This window comes from Ralstonia nicotianae, assembly GCF_018243235.1.
GTDB classification, from domain to species: Bacteria; Pseudomonadota; Gammaproteobacteria; order Burkholderiales; family Burkholderiaceae; genus Ralstonia; species Ralstonia nicotianae.
The window spans coordinates 1,387,855-1,410,879 of sequence record NZ_CP046674.1 but is presented as its reverse complement, the minus strand read 5'-3'; the positions used below and the strand labels follow the sequence as shown (position 1 = coordinate 1,410,879).

The window sequence follows — 23,025 nt, the reverse complement described above, 5'->3', positions numbered from 1 at the left end:
TGGGTTCCGGCAGCGGAATGCTGTCGGCTCAAACCTTCAGAATGCGCTCGCCGCGGCCAATGCCTGAACCGCCGGTGCGGACGGTCTCGAGGATGGCGGTGCGATCGATGGCATCGAGGAACGCGTCAAGCTTGGTGCCATTGCCGGTCAGCTCGATCGTGTAGGTCTTCTCGGTCACGTCGATGATGCGGCCGCGGAAGATGTCCGCCGTGCGCTTCATCTCCTCGCGTTCCTTGCCGACCGCGCGCACCTTGACGAGCATCAGCTCGCGCTCGATGTGCGCACCTTCGGTCAGGTCGACGACCTTGACGACTTCCACCAGGCGGTTCAGGTGCTTGGTGATCTGCTCGATGATGTCGTCCGAACCGGTTGTGACGATCGTCATGCGCGACAGCGAGGCGTCTTCGGTCGGGGCGACCGTCAGCGTCTCGATGTTGTAGCCGCGCGCCGAGAACAGGCCCACCACGCGCGACAGCGCGCCCGGTTCGTTTTCCAGCAGGACGGAAATGATGTGGCGCATTACAGATCCTCCGCGCCGAGCAGCATTTCAGAGATGCCCTTGCCTGCCTGGACCATCGGCCAGACGTTTTCGGTCGGGTCGGTCTGGAAGTCGAGGAACACGGTGCGGTCCTTGAGTCGGAAGGCTTCGCGCAGCGCGGGCTCGACATCGGCGGTCTTTTCGATCCGCATGCCCACGTGGCCATACGCTTCGGCCAGCTTCACGAAGTCAGGCAGCGCCTGCATGTAGGAGTGCGAGTAACGGTTGTCGTACTCGATCTCCTGCCACTGGCGCACCATGCCCAGGTAGCCGTTGTTGAGCGAGCAGATCTTCACCGGCGTGTCGTACTGCAGACAGGTGGAGAGTTCCTGGATGCACATCTGGATCGAGCCCTCACCGGTGATGGTGACGACCTCCTTGTCCGGGAACGCCTTCTTGACGCCCATGGCATACGGCAGGCCCACGCCCATCGTGCCCAGACCGCCGGAGTTGATCCAGCGGCGCGGCTCGTTGAACTTGTAGAACTGCGCGGCCCACATCTGGTGCTGGCCCACGTCGGAACAGACGAAGGCATCGCCCGCGGTCAGTTCCCAGATCTTCTCGACCACGTACTGCGGCTTGATGATCTCGGAGGTGCGGTCGTACTTCAGGCAGTCGACGCTGCGCCACTGCTCGATCTGCTCCCACCACTTGGCGAGCGCCGTCTTGTTCGGCTTGGCCTCGCCCGCCTGGATCTGGGCGATCATCTCCTGCAGCACGTCCTTGACGTTGCCGACGATGGGGATGTCCACCTTGACCCGCTTGGAAATGGACGACGGATCGATGTCGATGTGGATGATCTTGCGCGGCTGCGAGGCGAAGTGCGCCGGGCTGCCGATCACGCGGTCATCGAAGCGCGCGCCGACGGCGATCAGCACGTCGCAGTGCTGCATGGCCATGTTGGCTTCGTACGTGCCGTGCATGCCCAGCATGCCGAGGAACTGCTTGCTGGCGCCGGGGAAGGCGCCCAGACCCATCAGCGTGTTCGTCACCGGGTAGCCGGTGAGGGCCGCCAGCTGGCGCAGCTCTTCGCTGGCATTGGCCAGCACCACCCCGCCGCCGGTGTAGATGTACGGACGCTCGGCCTGCAGCAGCAGGCTCACGGCCTTGCGGATCTGGCCGGAGTGGCCCTTGTTGACCGGGTTGTACGAGCGCATCTCGATGGTCTTCGGATACTCGTACTTGCACAGCTCGCGCGAGACATCCTTCGGGATGTCCACCACCACCGGACCCGGACGGCCGGTCGAGGCGATGTAGAACGCCTTCTTGATGGTCGAAGCGAGGTTGCGCACGTCCTTGACCAGGAAGTTGTGCTTGACGATCGGGCGCGTGATGCCGACGGTGTCGCATTCCTGGAAGGCGTCCTGGCCGATGGCGTGCGTCGGCACGTTGCCGGTGATGATCACCATCGGGATCGAATCCAGGTAGGCGGTGGCGATGCCGGTCACGGCATTGGTCACGCCCGGGCCGGACGTCACCAGGGCGACCCCGACCTTGCCCGTGGCGCGCGCATAGCCGTCGGCCGCATGGACCGCCGCCTGCTCGTGGCGCACCAGGATGTGTTCGATCTTGTTCTGCTTGTAGAACGCGTCGTAGATATAGAGCACCGCGCCGCCCGGGTAACCCCAGACGAACTCGACGCCCTCTGCCGCGAGCGCATTGACGAGGATGTCAGACCCCATCATTTCGGCAGGTGAACCGCTATTGGCGTGGGAAAATTCCGCGCTTGGCATATTCATGTCAGTCCTTTGCAATTTTCGGCAAAAAATTGTTTGGATGCTCTCTACCGGGCTTGTGGCGCGGGTTCGAGCGGTGCGCGTCTGCATGGATGGCCGCCTGTTGAGCGGCCAGATGAGACAACCACAGATGTTGTGAACCGGCGATGATACTGCAATGCCGCAGGCCGGTCCAGCGACCGCGCCATTCGCCACAGCGCGGGGCCCGACACGCCGCCAGGCTGTCCGGCGACCCGCATTTTTGCTAGCATCGCACCATTTTTGGCGGCTTGACCGCACTGTTCGCGCGCATCAGCCATCACATTTTGCCGCGCAGCACCCCACAGGATTCGCTCCCGCCGTTGTATGGCCTCTGAACAGGAACTGTCGGCCTTCCTCCTAAGCGTCGAAAAACGCGCCTTCAAGCAGGCGGTGTTCGCGGTCCGCGACGACGATGCCGCCCTCGACATCGTCCAGGATGCGATGATCAAGCTGGCCGAGAAGTACGGCGACAAGCCCGAGGCCGAGCTGCCGCTGCTGTTCCAGCGCATCCTGCAGAACACGATCCACGACTGGTTCCGGCGCACCAAGGTGCGCAACACCTGGGTCAGCCTGTTCTCCAGCTTCCGCACGGACACCGACGGCGACGACACCGACCCGCTCGAACTGATCGAAAGCGAAGCCGGCTCCACTGCGGCGGAAAGCAGCGCCGACAAGGTCGAGCGCGCCCAGGTGCTGCAGATCCTGGAGCGCGAAATCGAGAAGCTGCCGGCACGTCAACGGGAGGCCTTCTTGATGCGTTACTGGGAAGACATGGATGTTGCCGAGACAGCCCAGGCCATGGGCTGTTCCGAGGGCAGTGTGAAGACGCACTGCTCGCGGGCAACGCACGCCCTCGCGCAAGCGCTCCGGGCGCGAGGAATCCGACTATGAACCCAGCAGAACTCCGAGAACGCCGCTTCGCGTACGCCGTCCACACCGCTCTGAACGAGTCGGCGGGACAGTTGCCGCCCGATGTCCGCGACCGCCTGGCGGCCGCGCGCCGGACGGCGCTCGCGCACAAGAAGGCCGAGGCGCCACAGACGGTCCGTTCTCCCGCCCTGGCACTGCCAGGCGTCGGTTCGATGTCGCTGGACGTGGACGGCGATGCGCCGCCCGCGGCACGCAAGGTGCTCAGCCTGCTGCGCCGCCTGGGCCTGCTGTGGCCGGCCATCGCGCTGGTCGCAGGGCTGGCGGGCATCTATCAGTGGCAGCAGCAGCAGCGCGTGGACGAGCTCGCCGAAGTCGACACCGCGATGATGCTCGACGACCTGCCGCTGGCCGCCTACGCCGATCAAGGCTTCCATCAGTACCTCAAGCGCGATCAGTAAAGGCTGGTCGATGAGCCACATCCAACGCACCCCCGGCCAGGCACCGCGAGGCGATCGGACCCTGCGTCGCCGTCTGGCCGGCGCGGCGTTCGCCTGTGCGGCGGGCATCGTGGCGAGCGTCGCAGCGGCGCAGGTGCCGGCGGCTTCGAGCCCGACCGCAACCGCGCCGGCCGCAGCCACCAGTATGCCGGCCTTCGCGCCGGCAGCGCCCGCGACAAACCCTCAGCCCTCGCTTCACCCGAACTGGTCCGAGCTCAGCATCTTGCAGCAGCGCATCCTGGCGCCGCTGGCGCCGGAGTGGAACGGCATGCCGGAGCTGGCGCGCAAGAAGTGGCTGCAGATCGCCCAGGCCTATCCGAAATACACGCCGGCCCAGCAGCAGCGCCTGCAGACGCGCATGGTCGACTGGGCCAAGCTGACGCCGGAGCAGCGCCACCGCGCGCGCGAGAACTACCAGACCAGCAAGTCGCTGCCGGTGCAGAAGAAAAGCGAAGCGTGGCAGAACTACCAGCAGTTGCCCGAAGAGCAGAAGAAGGCTCTGGCCGCCGCAGCCAAGGCACAGAAGCCCCAATCCGCGGTGACTGCGCTGCCGGGCAGTACCAGCCTGGCCAAGGATGCCGCCAAGGCAGTCCATCACGGCGCCCGCACCCGGCCCGGGAGCACGCGTTCGGCGCCGAATCCGCTTGCGACGTCCAAGTCGGCCGTGGCGGCATCGGCCCCGATTGCCGCGCCCGCCCCGGCTCCGGCCACCGCACCCGCGAGTGCGCCCGTGCCCGCCGTAACACCACACCCGTCGGCGCCGCCCGCCGGTCCGGGCGGCGAAATGGGCAATCCGCCGCCGTCCACGGTGCTCGGCGGATAAGGCCGGCGGTACGCCCTTTGGCATAATCAGGGCGCGCGCCGCCTTCCCCGCTACCGGCGCATGACGCCGCCGCAGTCCGCCTGCGGGGCCCTGGATACCGATGGCCGCCACTTCTCCTGCCTCCCCCGCCGCCTCCGGCGGTGCGATCGATGCATCGACCGCACCGCCCCTGCGCCGGCGCCTTGCCGCGATGCTCTATGAAGGCCTGCTGCTGTTCGGCGTGCTGTTCGGCGCCACGGCCCTCTTCCTGGTCCTGCGCGCGATCGTGCCGCCGCTGGCGCGCACGGGCGACGTGGGGCTGCAGGTCTGGGGCTTCCTTGCGCTCGGGCTGTATTTCGTCGGGTTCTGGCGCAAGCGCGGGCAGACGCTGGCGATGCAGACGTGGCGCATCCGCCTGGTGAGTGCGGACGGCGCGCCGGTATCGCTCGGGCAAGCCATTGCGCGCTACCTGCTGGCGTGGATCTGGGTGGCCGTGGCGGCCGGTGTCATCCATGTCAGCGGACTCTCGCGCTGGGCGGGGGCCGGCGTCGCGCTGGCATGCGTGCTGGCGTGGGCCGCGCTGGCCTGGCTCGATCCGCGGCGCCAGTTCCTGCATGATCGGCTGGCCGGCACGCGGCTGATACGCGACTGAGCGCCGCCACCCGCCAGCGGATTCCGCCATGACCCGCGCCAGCCTGCCAGCCGCTCCGGTGCCCTGGGCCTCGGTGACGGCGGCGAATGCGCGCCGGGCGGCCGTCGCCCTGCAATGCGCGGCAACGCTGGGCGTCGCCTACGCGGTGCACCGGTGGGCCGCCCCGGACTGGCGCTGGGCCGCCGCCGCCGCGCTGGGCGCGCTGGCCGGCGGTTACCTGGTCTCGGTCGGCTGGGCCTTCGCCATCGCGCTGACGGGCCTGGGCACGCGCGTGCCGGACGAGCCGGAGTGGTGCCGCATGACCGTGCCACCAGCGCAGCGCCTCGGTATCGGCGGCGCGCTGTCGTGCTGGCTGCGCGAGTGCGTGTCGGTGGCCTGGATCTTCAATGTGCTGCAGCCGTTTCGCGCTCGGGCCGCCTTCGTGCCCGCCGCGCCGGGCCCGGCTCGCGTGCCGGTGCTGATGCTCCATGGCTACGGCTGCAACCGCGCGGTCTGGCTGCCGATGCAGCGCGCGCTGGCCGCGGCCGGTCATCCCGCCGAGGCGATCGACCTGATGCCGCTGCTGGGCGACATCGACCACTATGCCGGCGCCATCGCCGATGCGGTGACGCGGATGACGCATCGCTACGGCCGCGCGCCGGTGCTGCTCTGCCACAGCATGGGCGGGCTGGCGGCGCGGTCCTTCCTGCGGCAGGCCCGCGGGGCGCCTGCGGTGGCGCGGGTCATCACGCTGGGCACGCCGCATCGCGGCACGGCGATGGCGCGCGCGGGCCGGGGACGCAACGTCAGGCAGATGGCCTGGGCCAATCCGTGGCTGCGCGAGCTGGCCGCCGCCGAGACGCCGGCAACGCGCGAGCGCATCACCTCGATCTTTTCCTGGCACGACTCCATCGTCGGGCCGCCCGGCGCCGCGTGGCTGACGGGCGCGCGGCACGTGCCGCTCTCCGGCATCGGCCATGTGTCGCTGCTGTGCGACGCGCGCTCGCGCGGTGCGGTGCTGGCGGAACTTGCGCGCATCGATCCGCCCGGTCCGGCATCGCCGGCCTGAGACCCGTGCGGGGCGCGGCTCTCGAGCAGACCGCCCGGGCGCCGAACGCCGTGGCGTCATGTGACGGTCATGTTTCCGACACGGCTCGTTCACACAGTGGTGGCGAAATCCATCCAACGCAGCCACTGTTGCCGACATGGTCTTGCCAACTCGCCCCGGTTTTCTTCGCCGCCTCGCGCAACGCTTTCGCGCCGCGCCCTCCATCAGTTCCGACTGGAACGCCGCTGCGCCCCTGATGCAGATGGCCGCCGGACTCACCGCCGCCGGCGCGCTTGGCGCGCCTGCCGGACGGGGCGACGTGCGCAACCACGAAGCGCCGTCCGCCGCGCCGGCGCCCGCGATGGCCCCTGACCACCAGGCGCAGGCGGACACCGATCCGCCCGCCGAGAAAGTCCACCGCTATCGCGCCATCTGGCTGTCGGACATCCACCTCGGCACGTCGGGCTGCCAGGCCGACTTCCTGCTGGATTTCCTCAAGCACAACGCGTCCGACACGCTGTACCTCGTCGGCGATATCGTCGACGGCTGGCAACTGCGCCGCGGCTGGTACTGGCCGCAAGCGCACAACGACGTGGTGCAGAAGGTGCTGCGCCGCGCGCGCAAGGGCACCCGCGTGGTGTTCATCCCCGGCAACCACGATGAGATGGCGCGCCAGTTCCACGGCCTGAACTTCGGCGACATCGAGGTGGCCGAGGACGCCATCCACGTGACCGCCACCGGCAAGCGCCTGTGGGTGGTGCACGGCGACCTGTTCGACGGCGTGATGCAGCACGCGCGCTGGCTCGCCTACGTGGGCGACACGCTGTACACGCTGATCCTGGCGATGAACCGGCATTTCAACCGCATCCGCGTGCGGCTGGGATTCCCGTACTGGTCGCTGTCGCAATACCTGAAGCACCAGGTGAAGAACGCGGTCAACTACATCAACTCGTTCGAGCGCGTGATGACCGACGAGGCGCGCCGGCGCGGCTGCGACGGCGTGGTCTGCGGGCACATCCACAAGGCCGAGATCCGCGAGATCAACGGCCAGCTCTACTGCAACGACGGCGACTGGGTCGAGAGCCTCTCGGCGCTGGTCGAAACGATGGAGGGCGAGTTGCAGATCGTCTACTGGACACATCTGCTCGATGCGCCGAGCACCTCCCGCCGCGCGCGCCGCGCCGCGGCCGCCGCTGCCTGACCGGAAACCCCATGACCACAGTCGATCTCATCCAGACCGCCCCCGCCCACGCGACACCCATGCCCCAAGGAGCACCCGTGAAAGTCATGATCGTCACCGATGCCTGGGAACCGCAGGTCAACGGCGTCGTCCGCACTCTCACGTCGACGCGTCGCGAACTCGAAGCCATGGGGCACATCGTCGACATGATCACGCCGCTCGAATTCACGACGGTGCCGTGCCCGACGTATCCGGAAATCCGGCTGTCGATCCTGCCGGCCAAGCGGGTGTGCCGGCGCATCGAGGCGTTCGCGCCGCAGGCGCTGCATATCGCCACGGAGGGGCCGCTCGGCCTGGCCGCGCGTGCGTATGCGCTGCGCCACAAGCTGCCCTTCACGACGGCGTACCACACGCGCTTTCCGGAGTACGTGCAGGCACGCTTCGCCATTCCGCTGGCATGGACGTACCGCTTCCTGCACTGGTTCCACGGCCCCGCACAGGCGGTGATGGCGCCCACGCCCGTGGTGCTGCGCGACCTGGAGGCCTACGGCATCACCAACGGCGTGCTGTGGACGCGCGGCGTGGACCTGGACGTCTTCACCATGCAGCGCCCGAACGCGCTCAACACGGCACACCCGATCTTCCTCTACGTGGGACGCGTGGCGGTGGAGAAGAACGTCGAGGCCTTCCTCGAGCTGGACCTGCCCGGCTCCAAGTGGGTGGTGGGCGAAGGCCCGGCGCTGGCCGGCCTGAAGGCCAAGTACCCGAACGCCAACTACCTGGGCGTGCTCAGGCAGCCGGAACTGGCCAAGGTGTATGCCTCGGCCGATGTGTTCGTCTTCCCGAGCCGCACCGACACCTTCGGCCTGGTGCTGCTCGAAGCGCTGGCCAGCGGCCTGCCCGTCGCGGCGTATCCGGTGACCGGACCGATCGATGTGCTGGGCGACGCGCCGGCCGGCGTGATGCGCGAAGACCTGCGCGAGGCCTGCCTGGAGGCGCTGCGCATCGACCGCGCCACGGCGCGCGCGCATGCCGAGCGCTTCTCGTGGCGCGCGGCGTCCGAGCAGTTCCTGGCCCACCTGCGCCCGCTGCCCGCGGCGCAGGCGGCCGACACCCAGGCCCCGCAGCCTTCCACCGCCACGGGAGCCTGACGCTTGCTGTCCATGAAACCCACCACGCCGCCGAAACGCTCTGCTCCGCCGCCTGCAGCGGGCGCCTACTCGCCCGCCGACAATCCGCACAAAGGCAACCGTGGCCTCACGCGGGCATTGTTCGCGCTCAAGCATTCCATCAGCGGCATCCGCTTCGCCATCGACGAGGAGAGCGCGTTCCGCCAGGAGCTGACGCTGTGCGCCGTCCTGCTGCCGTGCGCCTTTATCATCCCGGCCACGGTGGTGGAGCGCATCCTGATGATCGGCACGCTGGTGCTGGTGCTGATCGTCGAGCTGCTCAATTCGAGCGTGGAGGCGGCGGTGGACCGCATCTCGCTGGAGCAGCACGGGCTGTCCAAGCGCGCCAAGGACTTCGGCAGCGCGGCGGTCATGCTGGCCCTGCTGCTGTGCGCGGGCACCTGGGTGGCGATCGCTTGGCCGTGGGCGGCATCGCTGCTGCGCTGAGCGCGCGCAGCGCGCGGGCCCCGCGGCCGGCGGGGATCGTTGCTCCAGCACGATCTCTTATAATCCGGGCAACAACATGCCACGGAGACAGGGCCCCGCGCCTTGGCAGTTCAATGGAAACCAAGCCGCACGCCACCGGACCCCGCCGCACCCGCGACCGCATCCTCGAAGTGTCGCTGCGCCTGTTCAACGAGCTGGGTGAGCCCAACGTCACGACCACGACGATCGCCGAAGAACTGGAGATCAGCCCGGGCAACCTGTACTACCACTTCCGCAACAAGGACGACATCATCAACTCGATCTTCGTCCAGTTCGAGCAGGAGATCAGCCGCCGCCTGCGGCTGCCGGATGATCACAAGGCCACGCTGGACGAAACCTGGGGCTATCTGCAGTACATGTCGGAGTTCATCTGGAACTACCGCTTCCTGTACCGCGACATCAACGACCTGCTGGCGCGCAACCGCATGCTGGAGCTGAACTTCAAGCGCATCGTCGAGCAGAAGCGCCATTTCGCGATGGACATCTGCCATCAGTTCATCCAGGACGGCGAGATGGAGGCGACGCCCGAACAGGTGGACGCGATCTGCACCAACATGGTTGTGGTGGGCACCTATTGGCTGTCGTTCCAGTTCGTGCAGCATCCGCGCCAGTACAACGATCCGAACGCCATCCGCGACCACCTGCACGGCGCGAGCTATCACATCCTGTCCATTCTCGCGCCCTACCTGCGCGGCAAACCCCGGCGCGCCTTCGACCTGCTGGCGGTGAGCCGCAGCAGCGATCCGACGGCCACCCACCCCGCTCTATGAAATCGATCTGCGTCTATTGCGGCTCCAGCCCGGGCGAGCGCCCGGAATACAAGGCCGGCGCCATCGCGCTGGGCAACGAGATGGTCGGGCGCGGGCTCACGCTGGTCTACGGCGGCGGCAACATCGGCCTGATGGGCATCGTGGCCGATGCCGTGCTGCGGGGCGGCAACCCGGTCATCGGCATCATCCCCAAGTCGCTGGTGCGCAAGGAGGTCGGCCACAAAGACGTGACCGAGCTGCACATCGTCGACAGCATGCACCAGCGCAAGCAGATGATGGCGGACCGCGCCGACGCCTTCATCGCCATGCCGGGCGGCATCGGCACCTATGAAGAGCTGTTCGAGACCTTCACCTGGCTGCAGCTCGGCTATCACGGCAAGCCGATCGGCCTGCTCAACGTGGCGGGCTTCTACGACAAGCTGCTCGCCTTCATCGACCACGCGGTGGAGGAAGGCTTCCTCAAGCGGCACCATGCCGACCTGCTGCACGTCAGCGCCGATCCCGCCGAGCTGATCGACCGGCTCGAGCGCGCGCCGCGCCATCCGGTCGACAAATGGGCGGAACGGCGCGAGCGCACGTAAGCGCGAACGCATCCGGCGCCCTCCCGCAACAGCGCAGAGACCGGCGAGCCTCGCCGGACACACGGACCGGATGACCGCCGGCGGCCGCGGTGGCGCGAGCGCCGCCGATGAAACAACCCATGCGGGACGATCAACCCAGGAGATGGTGTGCCCATTCAGGAGACATTGCTCAAGATGTCGCTTTACGTGTCGCTGGTGCTGATCATGCCGGGACCGACCAACACGCTGCTGCTGTCCTCGGGCCTCAAGGTCGGGGTACGGCGGACGCGCCATCTCGTCATGGCCGAGGCGCTCGGCTACGTCATCGCGATCTCGCTCTGGGGGTTCTTCCTGTGCTCGCTGGCGGCCAGCCGGCCCTGGCTCCTGGATGCCATCAAGCTGCTGAGCTCGGTCTACATCCTCTACCTCGCGGTCAAGATGTGGACGAAAAGCCGGGCACTGCAGCATGTCGAGGCCGGCCCCGTGGGTTTCCGCGATGTGTTCGTCACCACGTTGATGAATCCGAAGGCGCTGCTGTTCGCGAGCACCCTGTTTCCGCTCGAAGCGTTCCGGTCCGCGGCCTATTTTGCGTGGGCCATGGCCGTGTTCCTGATCGTGCTCGCGCCGATCGGCATCGGCTGGTCGTATCTCGGCGTTCTGCTGACGTCACGGCGTGCTTGGGCGCCCCATACGCCCAAGCTGCTGCGCGGCGCGGCGCTGGTGCTGCTCATGTTCTCGGGCACGCTCATGTTTTCGATCCTGGGCCGCTGAGCGGCGCGGCATGTCCAACCGGCAGGGCGTCTGAAAGCACGCCTCGCCGCGCAAGCCCCTAGAACGACGCGCCCGGCAGGCTCAGGAAGCCGATCTCCTCGGGCGTCGACGCGCGCCCGAGCGCGGCATTGCGATGCGGGAAGCGCCCGAAGCGGGCGATGATGTCGCGGTGCCGGTGCGCCCACATCAACGAATCGGCATCCCCTTCCTGATCGCGCAAGCGCGTGAACAGGCGGATCGACTCGTCCTGCGCGGCCAGCGCCTCGCCGTGCTCGAACGGCAGGTAGCAGAACATGCGATGGAAGCGGGTCGGCAGCTCGGCATCCCAGCCGGCGGCCACGACGATGCGCGCGGTGTGCAGCGCCATCGCATCGCTGGCAAAGGCGCGCGGCGTGCCGCGGAACATGTTGCGCGGAAACTGGTCGAGCACCACGATGCGCGCGATGGCCTCCAGCGGCGTGTCCATCCAGGTGTCGGCAGAGCCGGCGCAGAGCGCTTCCCACAGCGGCAGGAAGCGCGCGCGGATGTCGGCGTCGAAGGCGTCCGACCGGTCGAACCACGTCGCGCACGGGGCGGCGATCGGCGCGGTGCCGAACCAGAAGGCGAGGACATCGTCCGCGGTGGGCAAGCCGATCATGGCGGGGCTCCGGCGTGGTCGTGATGGGTTGGGACGGCGCGGTCAGCGCGGCACGTTGCGCATCCAGTCGGCGGTCTGCCAGAAGGCCTGCATCAGCCGCATCTGCAGGGCGTCGTCGATGCCGAGGTCCTGCATCGCCAGGGCCATGCAGCGCATCCACTGGTCGCGCTCCCGGGTGCCGATCTCGAACGGCAGGTGGCGCGCGCGCAGGCGCGGGTGGCCGAAGCGCTCGATGTAGTGGCTGGGGCCGCCCAGCCAGCCGCACAGGAACCAGAACAGCTTGTCGCGCGAGCCTTCCAGGCTGGGCGGATGCAGCGCGCGCAGCTCGGCGAACGCCGGCTCCAGGTCCATCAGGTCGTAGAAGCGGTCGGCAAGTTCGCGCACGCGCGCCTCGCCGCCGAGCAGGTCGAAGGCCAGGGTTTCCTGGCCGGAAGCAGCGTCAGTCATACAGCATCACATCGGTCGGTCGTTGGTTCAGGCATCGCGCAGCGTGGCCATGGCCGGGCGCCGCAGCACCTCGCGCAGGCCCAGCCAGCCGCCCGCGAAGGCGCATAGCATACCGGCCGCGATGCCCACCGGCAGGATCGCCGGGTTGAAACGATACGGGAAATCGAACACCTGCGCCGACAGCACCCAGCCGATGGCGATGGCGCCAGCGCTCGCCATCAGGCCGGCCAGTCCGCCGACGATCAGCACCTCGGCATATTGCGTCTGCCGCACCACGGCCGAACCCGCGCCCAGCGCGCGCAGCACGCCGGCATCGCGCAGGCGCTCGTCGCGCGAGCCGGACAGCGCCGCGTACAGCACCAGCACGCCGGCCGCCAGCGTAAAGACGAAGAGGCACTCCACCGCCGCCGTCACCTGGTCCAGCACGTCCTGCACCTGCTGCAGGATCAGTTCGGTGTCGACCACCGTCAGGTTCGGAAACGCCTGCACCAGCCTGGCGGGCAGATCGGCGCGGCCCGCGGGAATGCGGAATGCCGTCACGTAGGTCTGCGGCATGTCGCGCAGCGCCACCGGCGGCAGGATCACGAAGAAATTCACGCGCATCGAGCTCCAGTCGAGCTTGCGCAGCGAGGTGATGGGCGCATCCACCGTCTGCCCGGCGACGTCGAAGCGCAGCACATCGCCCAGGCGCAGGTTGAGCGTCTTGGCGATCCCCTCCTCCACCGACGCCTCGGGCCGCTGGCCGCTGAACCACTGCCCGGCGATGATGCGGTTCTCGGGCGGCTGGGCGGCGGCGTAGGACAGGTTGAACTCGCGCTCGACCAGGTTGCGCGCGCGCGACTCGGCATAGGAATCGCGACCGATGGCCTGGCCGTTCACCTGCGTCAGGCGGCCGCGCACCATCGGATACAGCCTGGGCTGCACCACGCCCGCCTGCGCCAGCGCCTGCGACACCGGCGCCACCTGGTCGGGCTGGATGTTGATGATGAAGCGGTTGGGCGCATCGGCCGGCGTGGCGTTGTGCCACGAACGGATCAGGTCGTTGCGCGTCATGGCGAGCAGCAGCAGCGCCATCAGCCCGACCGCGAGCGAAACCGTCTGCAGCACGCTCACGCCGCGGCGACGCTCCAGCACGGCCAGCGCGAAGCGCCAGCCTACCGCCAGCGCGCGCGCCCGGCCGAGCGATGCCGCCAGGGCCCGCAGGCCGCCCGCGGCCATCAGCGCGAAGACCACGATGGCGGCGCCAAACCCGGCCGCGGTCAGCGCGCCCAGCTTGAGATCGCGCGCCGACACCACCAGCAGCGCAAAGAACGCCGCCGAGCCCAGCGCATAGCCGACCCAGGTGGCGATGGCGCGCTCGCCGGCATCGCGCCGCAGCACCCGCAGCGGCGCCACGCGCACCAGGCTCAGCAGCGGCGGCACGGCAAAGCCCACCAGCAGCACCAGCCCCGCCGCCACGCCGACCAGCGCCGGCCATGCCGACGGCGCCGGCAGCGACACCGTCACCAGGCTGCCCAGCGACGCCACCAGCAGCCAGTGCGCGCCGTAGCCCAACGCCACGCCCACCGCCGAGCCGATCACGCCGACCGCCAGGAACTCCAGCGCGAAGAGGCCGAGAATCTGGCCCTGACGCAGCCCCAGGCATTTGATGATGGCCACCGCATCGGTATGCCGCGCGGTGTAGCGCCGCGCCGCCATGGTGATCGCCACCGCCGCGATCATCGCCGCCAGCAGGGCGACGAGGGAGAGGAAACGCTCGGCGCGGTCCAGCGTCTCACGCATCTGGGGCTGGCCGTTCTGCAGCGACTCGATGCGCACGCCGCGCAGATGGCGCGCCTGCAGCTCATGCTCGGCCCAGGCGTGGAAGGCGGCGGTGGCGGCGTCGGGGCCGGCCACCAGCAGACGGTAGGTCACGCGGCTGCCGAAGGTGACCAGGCCGGTGGACGGCAGGTCGGCCATGGGCAGCATCACGCGCGGCGCAAAGTTCATGAAACCGGCGCCGCGATCCAGCTCCTGGGTGATGACCCGCGTGATCCTGAAGGTGCGCGTGCCGAGCCGGATGGCCTCGCCCACGCGCACGCCCAGCGCCTCCAGCAAGGGGGGATCGACCCACACCGTGCCCGCCTCCGGAATCGTGTGGACGGGCGCCCCCGCGGCTTCGCGCGCCGTGCTCACCTTGACGGTGCCGCGCAGCGGATAGCCGGCGTCCACCGCCTTGACCGCCGCCAGCTGCGACGCGGGCTCGCCCGAGGCACCGGCCGCCAGGGCGCTGGCCATGCTGGGGAAGGTGGCCGTATGCGAGACGCGCAGGCCGCTCGATGCGGCATGCGCCTCGATATCCGGCGGCAACGGCAGATCGGAGACCACCACCACGTCGGCGCCGAGCAGTTGGCGGGCATCGTGCTCCAGCCCGGCGTGCATGCGATCGGCGAGGAAGCTGACCGAGGCCAGCGCGGCCACGGCCAGCACGAGCGCGATCAGCAGCAGGTTCAGTTCGCCCGCGCGCCAGTCGCGGCGCAGCATGCGCAGCGACTGGGCGGTGATGGAAAAACGGGACATGGACAGGACGGGTGGAAAGCGCGGGCCCCGCGCGACACCCGCCATGTTCGCACGAGTTACCGCGCGGCCGCCCGGGGCTCGTCGGCGTGCCAGGGCAGCGCCTGTTCGGCGGTCGTCAGCACGACGTGCTCGGGGGCGCGGTAGCCGGCCAGGTGGTCCAGTCCGGCGCGGAAGGCGGGCGAGCCGATGCGCTCGGTCAGCTCGCGCACCCAGGGCGCCATGGCGTCGTTGCGGCGCACCGCGAGGTAGTACGTCTCGCGCGTGAGCGGCACGAAGTGCAGGCCGTGCGCTTCGGCGCCCGGGCGCAGGCCGAAGCCGACGTCGGCGCGGCCCGCCTGCACCGCTTCCGCGACCTTGTCGCTGGAGAATTCCTGCTCGTCATAGCCGTGGATCTGGTCGGGGTACAGGCCCTCGGCCACCAGCAGCTGGTCGAACAGCAGGCGCGTGCCGGAACTGCGCTGGCGGTTGATGAAGCGGGCGCGGGTGCGCACCAGGTCGGTCAGCGACTGCACGCGCCCGGCCCACTGCGCCGACATCATCAGCCCCTGCTCCCGGTCGGCCAGCGCGATCAGCCGCACCGCGGTGGGCCGCAGCCACTTGCGCAGGGTCTGGTGCGCGATCGAGCCGCTGCCCTGCTGCGGCGCCACGTAGAAGCCGGCCACCTCGCACTGCTTTTCCTGCAGGCAGATCAGGCCCTCGACGGCGCTGCAAAACACCGTGTCCAGGTTCGCGGCGTCGGCCTGGCCGGCAAAGACCTGCGCCAGCACTTCGACCGCCGGGTCATGGCTGCCGGAAAAGCGGATGCGCGCCTGCGGCTGCGCAGCGTCTTCCAGCTCCGACAGGAACTGCCCCGTTGCCTGCCGCAACAGCGGATCGATCTGCTCGTGCAGCCGCATCTCCGCGCGCAGCATGCGCTCGCCGAACAGGGTGAGCGAGGCGCCGCGCCCGCGCTCCATATCGAGCAGCGTCCGCCCGAGCATGTCTTCCCATCCGCGCATCACGCCCCATGCGTGGCGATAGGACAGGCCGATCTGCTTGGCCGCGCGGTGCAGCGAGCCGGTTTCGCGCACCGCGCGCAGCAGCTGGAACACCTTGCCGTTGGCCCTGGGATTGTCGTCCGGCCCGACCACCGGAAACACATCGAACTGGAATGTCATTATGTTATTGGTTTCCTATTTACTTCCCCGAAAGGCGCGGGAACAATCCAACCGTTTCCGGTGGGCGTTCTGGCCGCCGCACGCCGACATCATGCAGCATCCGACATAAAGCGTCCACGTTGCCTGAGACTCCCGCGCCATGTCCAAACTGTCCGACATCCTCCGGTTTCCCGCGCGCTTCTGCCTGGCATTGGCCATCGTCGGCGCCGGTGCCGCATATGCAGGCGAGCTCCGCATGGCCACGACCACCAGCACGGAAAACTCCGGCCTGCTCAAGGTGCTGCTGCCCAAGTTCGAGGCCGCCACCGGGGTGCACGTGCAGGTGATCGCCGTGGGCACCGGCAAGGCGGTCAAGCTGGGCGAAGCCGGCGATGTCGACGTGGTGCTGGTGCACGCCCGGCAGCTGGAGGACGCCTTCGTCGCGTCCGGCGGCGGCATCGACCGGCGCGACGTGATGTACAACGACTTCATCCTGGTCGGCCCGAGCGCCGATCCGGCCCACGTGCACGCGAGCAGCAATGTCATCCAGGGCATGGAGGCCATCGCCGCCGCCGGCGCGAAGTTCGTCTCGCGCGGCGACCATTCCGGCACCGATGTCATGGAGCAGCATTACTGGAAGACCGCCGGCATCGACCCCAAGGGTAAGCCCTGGTACGTGAGCGCGGGCCTGGGCATGGGCGAAGTCCTGAACATGGCTGCGCAGATAAACGCCTATACGCTGTCGGACCGCGCCACCTACGGCGCCTACCGCGCCCGCACCGGGCTCGACATCGTGCTGGCCGGCGACCCGCGCATGTTCAACCCCTACGGCATCATCGCCGTCAATCCGGCCAGGCACCCCGGCATCAACTACACCGACGCGACCCGGCTGATCGAGTGGATCACCTCGAGCGCCGGTCAGCGGGCGATCGCCGAGTTCAAGGTGAACGGGGAGCAGGTGTTCTTTCCGAACTACGGGAAGGCGGTTGCCGGCGGCAAGTAGGCGTCAGGCGGGCCGTACCGGGGCGCCGCCGGCTCAGGCCGCCGTCTCCAGCTGAGGATGCTGCGGCAACTCCGCCGCCACCTCGCCGATCATCCTGCGCAGCCACATCACATCCGGCGCGGCGTGGCTGCGCTCGTGCCAGAGCTGGTAGAAGCGCATCTTGGGGAAGGCCACCGGAGCCGGCAGGATGCGGACCGGCAGGTACTGTGCGCAATGCGCCGCAAATTGCCGGCCGGTCGTGAAGACCAGGTCCGTGCGCATCAGCACATAGGGCACCAGCCCGAAATACGGCAACGACACCTGGATCCGCCGCTTCAGCCCCTGCTCGGCGAGTGCCTGGTCGATCATGCTGCGCTGCATGACGGCGTACGGTGCCGGGGCCAGGTGCGGCATCTCGATGTAGTGCTTGAGCGAGAGGCCCTTGCGCGCCAGCGGATGCTGGGCGCCCAGCATGCAGACGACCTCATCGTCGAACAGCGGCGAAATGTGCAGGTGCTCGGGCGGCGAGAGCCAGTTGCCGATCACCAGGTCCATGCCGCCCTGCTCCAGCGCGGCCAGGTAATCGACGCCCGCGTTGAGCGGATGCACGATCAGCCTGGCCTGCGGCGCGTGCTTGCGCAGGCGCTCGATGATGTTGGGCAGGAAGAAGGCGTCGAGATAGTCCGGCGCGCCGAGGTGGAAGGTGCGCGTGGTGGTGGCGGGGTCGAACGCCTGCGACGGCCGGGCGATGCGCTCCATCGCCTCCAGGCTCTGCTGCGCCAGCGCCAGCAGCTCATGGCCGCGCTCGGTGGGCACCATACCGTTCTTGCCGCGCACGAGGATGGCGTCGCCGGTGATCTCCCGCAGCCGCTTGAGCGTGTTGCTGATGGCCGGCTGCGATTGCCCGAGCTTGACAGCCGTGCGCGTCACGCTCTGCTCGGTCAGCAGCGTGTACAGGACGCGCAGGAGGTAGGTATCGAGGTGGTCTTTGCCGTGCATCTGCATCGGGCGCGCGGGCGGTGGCGCGCCACCGGAAACATCGCGGGGGAGTCGACTCAGTGTAAGTCACCTGCCGGGCGCGCCGCCAGATCGCGGCCGGTGGGTAAACCCCCGATTCTGGCGTTCCGATGCGGGTTATCACCTGGGCCGAATATTGCAGGAAGGGGGTGGTGCTATGGTTCAGTTACAGACACGAGACAGGCGCAAGATCCCCATGGAGACTCAGTCCATCCGCTTTTTCCATCGCGGGCAGGTCCGCACCGTGACGCACGCCCCGATCACCCGGACGGTGCTGCAGTACCTGCGTGAAGACGCCCACTGCACAGGCACCAAAGAAGGGTGCGCGGAGGGCGATTGCGGTGCATGCACGGTGGTGCTCGGCGAACTGCAGCCCGATGGCAGCATCGGGCTGAAGGCCGTCAACGCGTGCATCCAGTTCCTGCCCACGCTGGACGGCAAGGCCCTGTTCACCGTCGAGGACGTGCGCGGCCAGGACGGCACGCTGCACCCGGTGCAGCAGGCGCTGGTCGAGTGCCATGGCTCGCAGTGCGGCTTCTGCACGCCGGGCTTCGTGATGTCGCTGTACGCGCTGTACGAGAACACAGGGCATGCGCCGCCGCCCTCGCGCGAGGCGATCTGCGATGCGCTGACCGGCAACCTGTGCCGCTGCACCGGCTACCGCCCCATCATCGACGCCGGCCAGCGCATGTACGCACTGCCCGCGCCCGCCGGCATCGACCGCACGCAGCTGGCCGAAACGCTGCGCGCCATCCAGCGCACCGAGACCTTCTGCTACGCGCCAGCCGGCGTCGAAAACGCGCCGCGCTTCTACGCGCCGCGCACCGTCTCCGCCTTCGCCGCGCTGAAGGCGGCCCACCCGGACATCCGCGTCCTGGCCGGCAGCACCGACCTCGGCCTGTGGGTCACCAAGCAGTTGCGCGAGCTGGGCGACCTCCTCTACGTGGGCCAGGTGGCCGACCTGTGCGCACTGGACAAACGCGACGGCTGGCTCGAGATCGGCGCCGCCGCGACGCTGGAGCAAGCGTATGCCTTCCTCGCCGAGGACTACCCCGAACTCACCGAAATGTGGCGCCGCTTCGGCTCGCTGCCGATCCGCAATGCCGGCACGCTGGGCGGCAACATCGCCAACGGCTCGCCGATCGGCGACTCGGCCCCGGCGCTGATCGCGCTGGGTGCGCGCGTCGTGCTGCAGCGCGGTGACGCACACCGCGAGCTGCCGCTGGAAGACCTCTACCTGGCCTACATGAAGCACGCGATGGTGCCGGGCGAGTTCGTCGCCAGCCTGCGCGTGCCGGCGCGCGCGGGCCGCGATGCGCTGCGCTTTCGCACGTACAAGCTGTCCAAGCGCTTCGACGAAGACATCTCCGCCGTGTGCGCGGCGCTGGCCATCGAGCTGGACGGCGGCATCGTGCGCAGCGCCCGCATCGCCTACGGCGGCATGGCCGCCACCTCCAAGCGCGCCCCCGAGACCGAAGCCGCCATCACCGGCAAGCTGTGGGACGAAGCGACCGCGCGGGCTGCCATGGCCGCCATGTCGCGCGACTACGCCCCGCTGACCGACATGCGCGCCACCGAGCACTACCGCCGCACCTCGGCCGCCAACACGGTGTACCGCTTCTGGCTCGAAACCCGACCCGATGCCCCGCTGCCGGCGGCACAGATCAACGTGCGCGCGGTCGAACCGGATATCCCGACCGTGGCCTGAGCGCAAGCGCGAACGAGACCTCGCATGAACAAGCAAACCGAATCCTTCCTGCTGGCGCAGGCCGACATCGCGGCCGCCGCGCAGGCCGGGCGCGGCGCCGTGGTCGGCGTCTCCCGGCCGCACGAGTCGGCGCACCTGCACGTGGCCGGCACCGCCACCTATACCGACGACATTCCCGAACTGGCGGGCACGCTGCATGCCGCGCTCGGCATGAGCACGCAGCCGCACGCGCGCATCGCGCACCTGGACCTGGCGCGCGTGAAGCAGGCGCCGGGCGTGATCGCCGTGTTCACGGCGGCCGACATCCCGGGCACCAACGATTGCGGCCCGATCCTTCATGACGATCCGATCCTGGCCGCCGGCACGGTGCACTACGTCGGCCAGCCGGTCTTCCTGGTGGTGGCCACGTCGCACGACGCGGCGCGGCGCGCGGCCCGCCTGGGCACCATCGAATACGAAGCCCTGCCCCCGCTGCTGACGCCGGAAGACGCGCGCGCCGCCGGCCGCGCCGTGCTGCCGCCGATGCACCTCAAGCGCGGCGACCCCGACGCGCGCATCGCCGCCGCGCCGCACGCGCAAGCCGGCCGCCTGTCGCTGGGCGGGCAGGAGCAGTTCTACCTGGAGGGCCAGATCTCGTATGCCGTGCCGAAGGAAGACAACGGCATGCACGTGTGGTGCTCGACGCAGCATCCGACCGAGATGCAGCACGCCGTGTCGCACATGCTGGGCTGGCATGCCAACCAGGTGCTGGTGGAATGCCGGCGCATGGGCGGCGGCTTCGGCGGCAAGGAATCGCAGTCGGCGCTGTTCGCCTGCTGCGCCGCGCTGGCCGCGTGGAAGCTGGCCTGCCCGGTGAAGCTGCGCCCCGACCGCGACGACGACATGATGATCACCGGCAAGCGGCACGACTTCCGCTTTGCGTACGAAGCCGGCTACGACGACGACGGCCGCATCCTCGGCGTGAAGGTCGACATGACCGCGCGCGCGGGCTTCTCGGCCGACCTGTCCGGCCCGGTGATGACGCGCGCCATCTGCCACTTCGACAACGCCTACTGGCTGCCCGAGGTGCAGATCGACGGCTTCTGCGCGCGCACCAACACGCAGTCGAACACGGCCTTCCGCGGCTTCGGCGGGCCGCAGGGCGCGTTCGCCATCGAGACCATCCTGGACAACATCGCGCGCGCGCTCGGACGCGACCCGCTGGATGTGCGCCGCGCCAACCTGTACGGCAAGGACAGGAACAACGTCACGCCGTACGGCCAGACCGTGGAAGACAACGTCATCCACGAACTGCTCGACGAACTGGAAGCCTCGTCCGACTACCGCGCCCGCCGCGAGGCCGTGCGCGCCTTCAACGCGACCAGCCCGGTGCTCAAGCGCGGCCTGGCGCTGACGCCGGTGAAGTTCGGCATCTCGTTCAACGTGCGGCACTTCAACCAGGCCGGCGCGCTGGTGCACGTGTACAACGACGGCTCCATCCTGGTGAACCACGGCGGCACCGAGATGGGCCAGGGCCTGAACACCAAGGTCGCGCAGGTGGTGGCGCATGAGCTGGGCGTCGCCTTCGGCCGCGTGCGCGTGACGGCCACCGACACCAGCAAGGTCGCCAACACGTCCGCCACCGCGGCCTCCACCGGCAGCGACCTGAACGGCAAGGCCGCGCAGGATGCCGCGCGCCAGATCCGCGAGCGCCTGACCGCCTTCGCCGCGCAGCACTACGACGTGCCCATCGAGACCGTCGCCTTGGTCGACGACCACGCCGAGATCGGGGCCCAGCAGGGTCAACGCAGCGTGCCGTTCGACGAACTGGTGCGCCTGGCCTACATGGCGCGCGTGCAGCTGTGGTCCGACGGCTTCTACGCCACGCCCAAGCTGCACTGGGATCAGGCCAGGCTGCATGGCCGCCCGTTCTACTACTTCGCCTACGGCGCGGCGGTCTCGGAAGTGGTGGTCGACACGCTGACCGGCGAATGGCGCCTGCTGCGCGCCGACGTGCTGCACGATGCCGGCCGCTCGATCAACCCGGCCATCGACATCGGCCAGGTGGAAGGCGCGTTCATCCAGGGCATGGGCTGGCTGACCACCGAGGAGCTGTGGTGGAACCCGTCGGGCAGGCTGATGACGCATGCGCCGTCCACCTACAAGATCCCGACCGTCAACGACTGCCCGCCGGACTTCCGCGTGCGCCTGTTCGACAACGCCAACGCCGAAGACAGCATCCACCGCTCCAAGGCGCTGGGCGAACCGCCGCTGCTGCTGCCGTTCTCGGTGTTCTTCGCCATCCGCGATGCGGTGGCGGCGGTCGGCGACGGCCGCACCAGCCCGCCGCTGAATGCGCCCGCCACCTGCGAGGCAATCCTCAAGGCGGTGGACGCGCTGCGCAGCGCGCCGCTGTCCGCCTGACCCGACGCACCGCGCCCGGAGACCGCCATGGACCACACGCAACTGCGCCCCTTCCGCTTCGCCGATGCGCTGGCCGCCGTGCAGGCCGGGCAGCCTTGCGTGCTGGTCACGGTGGTCGATGTGCAAGGCTCCGCGCCGCGCGAGCCGGGCACGCTGATGCTGGTGTGCGCCGACGCCTTCTTCGGCACCATCGGCGGCGGCCACCTGGAGTGGCGCGCGATGGCGATCGCGCAGGCCATGATGGATGCGCCCCAGGCCAGCGGCGACGCACGCCGGCAATACGTGCGCATCCCGCTCGGGCCGGCGCTCGGCCAATGCTGCGGCGGCGTGGTGCGGCTGTCGCTGGAGCGGCTGGACGCGCGCGACGCCGCGTGGCTCGCCGTGGCGGACCAGGCCATGCGCCAGCGCCGCAGCGTGCGCCGCTTCGTGTCGGCCGATGCGGCGCTGCCGGTCGACGCGACCATCGGCGACGCAGCGGCGGCCGGCGTGGTGATCGACGCCAACGGCTTCACGCAAACCCTGCTGCCGCCCGACATGTCGATCGTGCTGTGCGGCGCCGGCCATGTCGGCCATGCCATCGTGCGGGCACTGGCCCACCTGCCGTGCCGCGTGACCTGGGTGGACGAGCGCGATGCGATGTTCCCGGCCGAGGCGCCGCCCAACGTCGCCATCGAAGCGACCGACACGCCGGAAGCCGTCATCGACGCCGCGCCGGCCGGCAGCTACTTCCTGGTGATGACGCACAACCACGCGCTGGACCTCGCGCTGTGCGAGCGCATCATGCGGCGCACCGACTTCGCCTACTTCGGCCTGATCGGCTCCCGGACCAAGCGCGCGCGCTTTGAGCACCGCATGGTCGCGCACGGGGTGGACCCGGCGCGGCTGCCGGAGATGGTCTGTCCGATCGGCGTGGCCGGCATCGCGGACAAAGCGCCGGATATCATTGCGGTCTCCGTCGTCGCGCAGTTGCTGCAGGTCCGCGAGCTGCACCAGCACGCGCTGGCCAGCGCGAGCAGCGGCGCGGCGGCTCCCTATCGCGTCCCCACCTCCGCTTAAG

At 69.1% G+C, this 23,025-nt stretch carries 22 protein-coding genes; 15 read left to right on the top strand and 7 right to left on the bottom strand.

The features are described from left to right. Positions 1 to 28: 28 nt before the first annotated feature. Entirely contained in the window at positions 29 to 520 is a 492-nt protein-coding gene (gene ilvN, locus GO999_RS06495) for an acetolactate synthase small subunit (RefSeq protein WP_003261911.1), read from the bottom strand. Beyond that, on the bottom strand, positions 520 to 2,277 hold the full coding sequence (locus GO999_RS06490; RefSeq protein ID WP_011002008.1) for an acetolactate synthase 3 catalytic subunit: 1,758 nt from the start codon (positions 2,275 to 2,277) through the stop codon (positions 520 to 522). Before GO999_RS06490 ends, ilvN begins: the two co-directional genes overlap by 1 nt. A gap of 342 nt (positions 2,278 to 2,619) precedes the next feature. On the opposite strand from GO999_RS06490, the gene GO999_RS06485 reads away from it, so the two are divergent. The 11 genes from GO999_RS06485 to GO999_RS06435 all read left to right on the top strand — a co-directional run bounded on the left by GO999_RS06485 (position 2,620) and on the right by GO999_RS06435 (position 11,079). Then, the gene (locus GO999_RS06485) at positions 2,620 to 3,186 is read left to right on the top strand and encodes an RNA polymerase sigma factor (protein WP_011002009.1); all 567 of its coding nucleotides are present in this window, start codon (positions 2,620 to 2,622) and stop codon (positions 3,184 to 3,186) included. Then, positions 3,183 to 3,623, top strand: coding sequence for a DUF3619 family protein (locus tag GO999_RS06480; protein WP_016722931.1), 441 nt, complete (start codon positions 3,183 to 3,185; stop codon positions 3,621 to 3,623). The genes GO999_RS06485 and GO999_RS06480 overlap by 4 nt, the downstream gene beginning before the upstream one ends. 10 nt (positions 3,624 to 3,633) lie before the next feature. Further along, positions 3,634 to 4,485: a DUF3106 domain-containing protein gene (locus tag GO999_RS06475; RefSeq protein WP_016722930.1), complete on the top strand. Its 852-nt coding sequence runs from the start codon at positions 3,634 to 3,636 to the stop codon at positions 4,483 to 4,485. Positions 4,486 to 4,585: 100 nt separating this feature from the next. After that, entirely contained in the window at positions 4,586 to 5,116 is a 531-nt protein-coding gene (locus GO999_RS06470) for an RDD family protein (protein WP_011002012.1), read from the top strand. A 28-nt stretch (positions 5,117 to 5,144) separates the two neighbouring features. Next, a complete protein-coding gene (locus GO999_RS06465) occupies positions 5,145 to 6,164 on the top strand; it encodes an esterase/lipase family protein (RefSeq protein ID WP_011002013.1) in 1,020 nt (339 codons plus the stop codon). A gap of 235 nt (positions 6,165 to 6,399) precedes the next feature. Beyond that, positions 6,400 to 7,344: a UDP-2,3-diacylglucosamine diphosphatase gene (locus GO999_RS06460; RefSeq protein WP_011002014.1), complete on the top strand. Its 945-nt coding sequence runs from the start codon at positions 6,400 to 6,402 to the stop codon at positions 7,342 to 7,344. Positions 7,345 to 7,403: 59 nt separating this feature from the next. After that, positions 7,404 to 8,474, top strand: coding sequence for a glycosyltransferase family 4 protein (locus GO999_RS06455; RefSeq protein WP_211906767.1), 1,071 nt, complete (start codon positions 7,404 to 7,406; stop codon positions 8,472 to 8,474). A 12-nt stretch (positions 8,475 to 8,486) separates the two neighbouring features. Next, complete coding sequence (locus tag GO999_RS06450) at positions 8,487 to 8,939, top strand: diacylglycerol kinase (RefSeq protein WP_211906677.1); 453 nt, start codon at positions 8,487 to 8,489, stop codon at positions 8,937 to 8,939. Positions 8,940 to 9,052: 113 nt separating this feature from the next. Next, entirely contained in the window at positions 9,053 to 9,748 is a 696-nt protein-coding gene (locus GO999_RS06445; RefSeq protein ID WP_028853328.1) for a TetR/AcrR family transcriptional regulator, read from the top strand. Further along, entirely contained in the window at positions 9,745 to 10,329 is a 585-nt protein-coding gene (locus tag GO999_RS06440) for an LOG family protein (protein WP_011002018.1), read from the top strand. Before GO999_RS06445 ends, GO999_RS06440 begins: the two co-directional genes overlap by 4 nt. 147 nt (positions 10,330 to 10,476) lie before the next feature. Beyond that, a complete protein-coding gene (locus GO999_RS06435) occupies positions 10,477 to 11,079 on the top strand; it encodes a LysE family translocator (RefSeq protein WP_016727053.1) in 603 nt (200 codons plus the stop codon). Between the two features lie 58 nt (positions 11,080 to 11,137). Here the strand turns inward: GO999_RS06435 and GO999_RS06430 are convergent, their stop codons facing one another. The 4 genes from GO999_RS06430 to GO999_RS06415 are packed head-to-tail and all read right to left on the bottom strand — an operon-like array spanning position 11,138 to position 15,879. After that, positions 11,138 to 11,716, bottom strand: a complete 579-nt coding sequence (locus GO999_RS06430) for a DUF924 family protein (RefSeq protein ID WP_211906676.1) — start codon at positions 11,714 to 11,716, stop codon at positions 11,138 to 11,140. A 42-nt stretch (positions 11,717 to 11,758) separates the two neighbouring features. After that, a complete protein-coding gene (locus GO999_RS06425) occupies positions 11,759 to 12,163 on the bottom strand; it encodes a group II truncated hemoglobin (RefSeq protein ID WP_019718572.1) in 405 nt (134 codons plus the stop codon). A gap of 27 nt (positions 12,164 to 12,190) precedes the next feature. Then, positions 12,191 to 14,722, bottom strand: coding sequence for an ABC transporter permease (locus GO999_RS06420; protein ID WP_058907182.1), 2,532 nt, complete (start codon positions 14,720 to 14,722; stop codon positions 12,191 to 12,193). 56 nt (positions 14,723 to 14,778) lie between these two features. Further along, positions 14,779 to 15,879: a substrate-binding domain-containing protein gene (locus GO999_RS06415; protein WP_011002023.1), complete on the bottom strand. Its 1,101-nt coding sequence runs from the start codon at positions 15,877 to 15,879 to the stop codon at positions 14,779 to 14,781. Positions 15,880 to 16,018: 139 nt separating this feature from the next. On the opposite strand from GO999_RS06415, the gene GO999_RS06410 reads away from it, so the two are divergent. After that, on the top strand, positions 16,019 to 16,861 hold the full coding sequence (locus GO999_RS06410; protein ID WP_211906675.1) for an ABC transporter substrate-binding protein: 843 nt from the start codon (positions 16,019 to 16,021) through the stop codon (positions 16,859 to 16,861). A 33-nt stretch (positions 16,862 to 16,894) separates the two neighbouring features. Here the strand turns inward: GO999_RS06410 and GO999_RS06405 are convergent, their stop codons facing one another. Beyond that, on the bottom strand, positions 16,895 to 17,839 hold the full coding sequence (locus GO999_RS06405) for a LysR substrate-binding domain-containing protein (RefSeq protein ID WP_038938270.1): 945 nt from the start codon (positions 17,837 to 17,839) through the stop codon (positions 16,895 to 16,897). A 214-nt stretch (positions 17,840 to 18,053) separates the two neighbouring features. On the opposite strand from GO999_RS06405, the gene xdhA reads away from it, so the two are divergent. The 3 genes from xdhA to xdhC are packed head-to-tail and all read left to right on the top strand — an operon-like array spanning position 18,054 to position 23,024. Continuing rightward, entirely contained in the window at positions 18,054 to 19,565 is a 1,512-nt protein-coding gene (xdhA, locus tag GO999_RS06400) for a xanthine dehydrogenase small subunit (protein ID WP_211906674.1), read from the top strand. Between the two features lie 24 nt (positions 19,566 to 19,589). Beyond that, positions 19,590 to 21,968 (top strand): xanthine dehydrogenase molybdopterin binding subunit, encoded by a 2,379-nt coding sequence (xdhB, locus tag GO999_RS06395; protein ID WP_211906673.1) that lies wholly within the window; start codon positions 19,590 to 19,592, stop codon positions 21,966 to 21,968. A gap of 27 nt (positions 21,969 to 21,995) precedes the next feature. Next, positions 21,996 to 23,024, top strand: coding sequence for a xanthine dehydrogenase accessory protein XdhC (gene xdhC, locus GO999_RS06390; RefSeq protein ID WP_058907177.1), 1,029 nt, complete (start codon positions 21,996 to 21,998; stop codon positions 23,022 to 23,024). The last annotated feature ends 1 nt before the right edge of the window (position 23,025 follow it).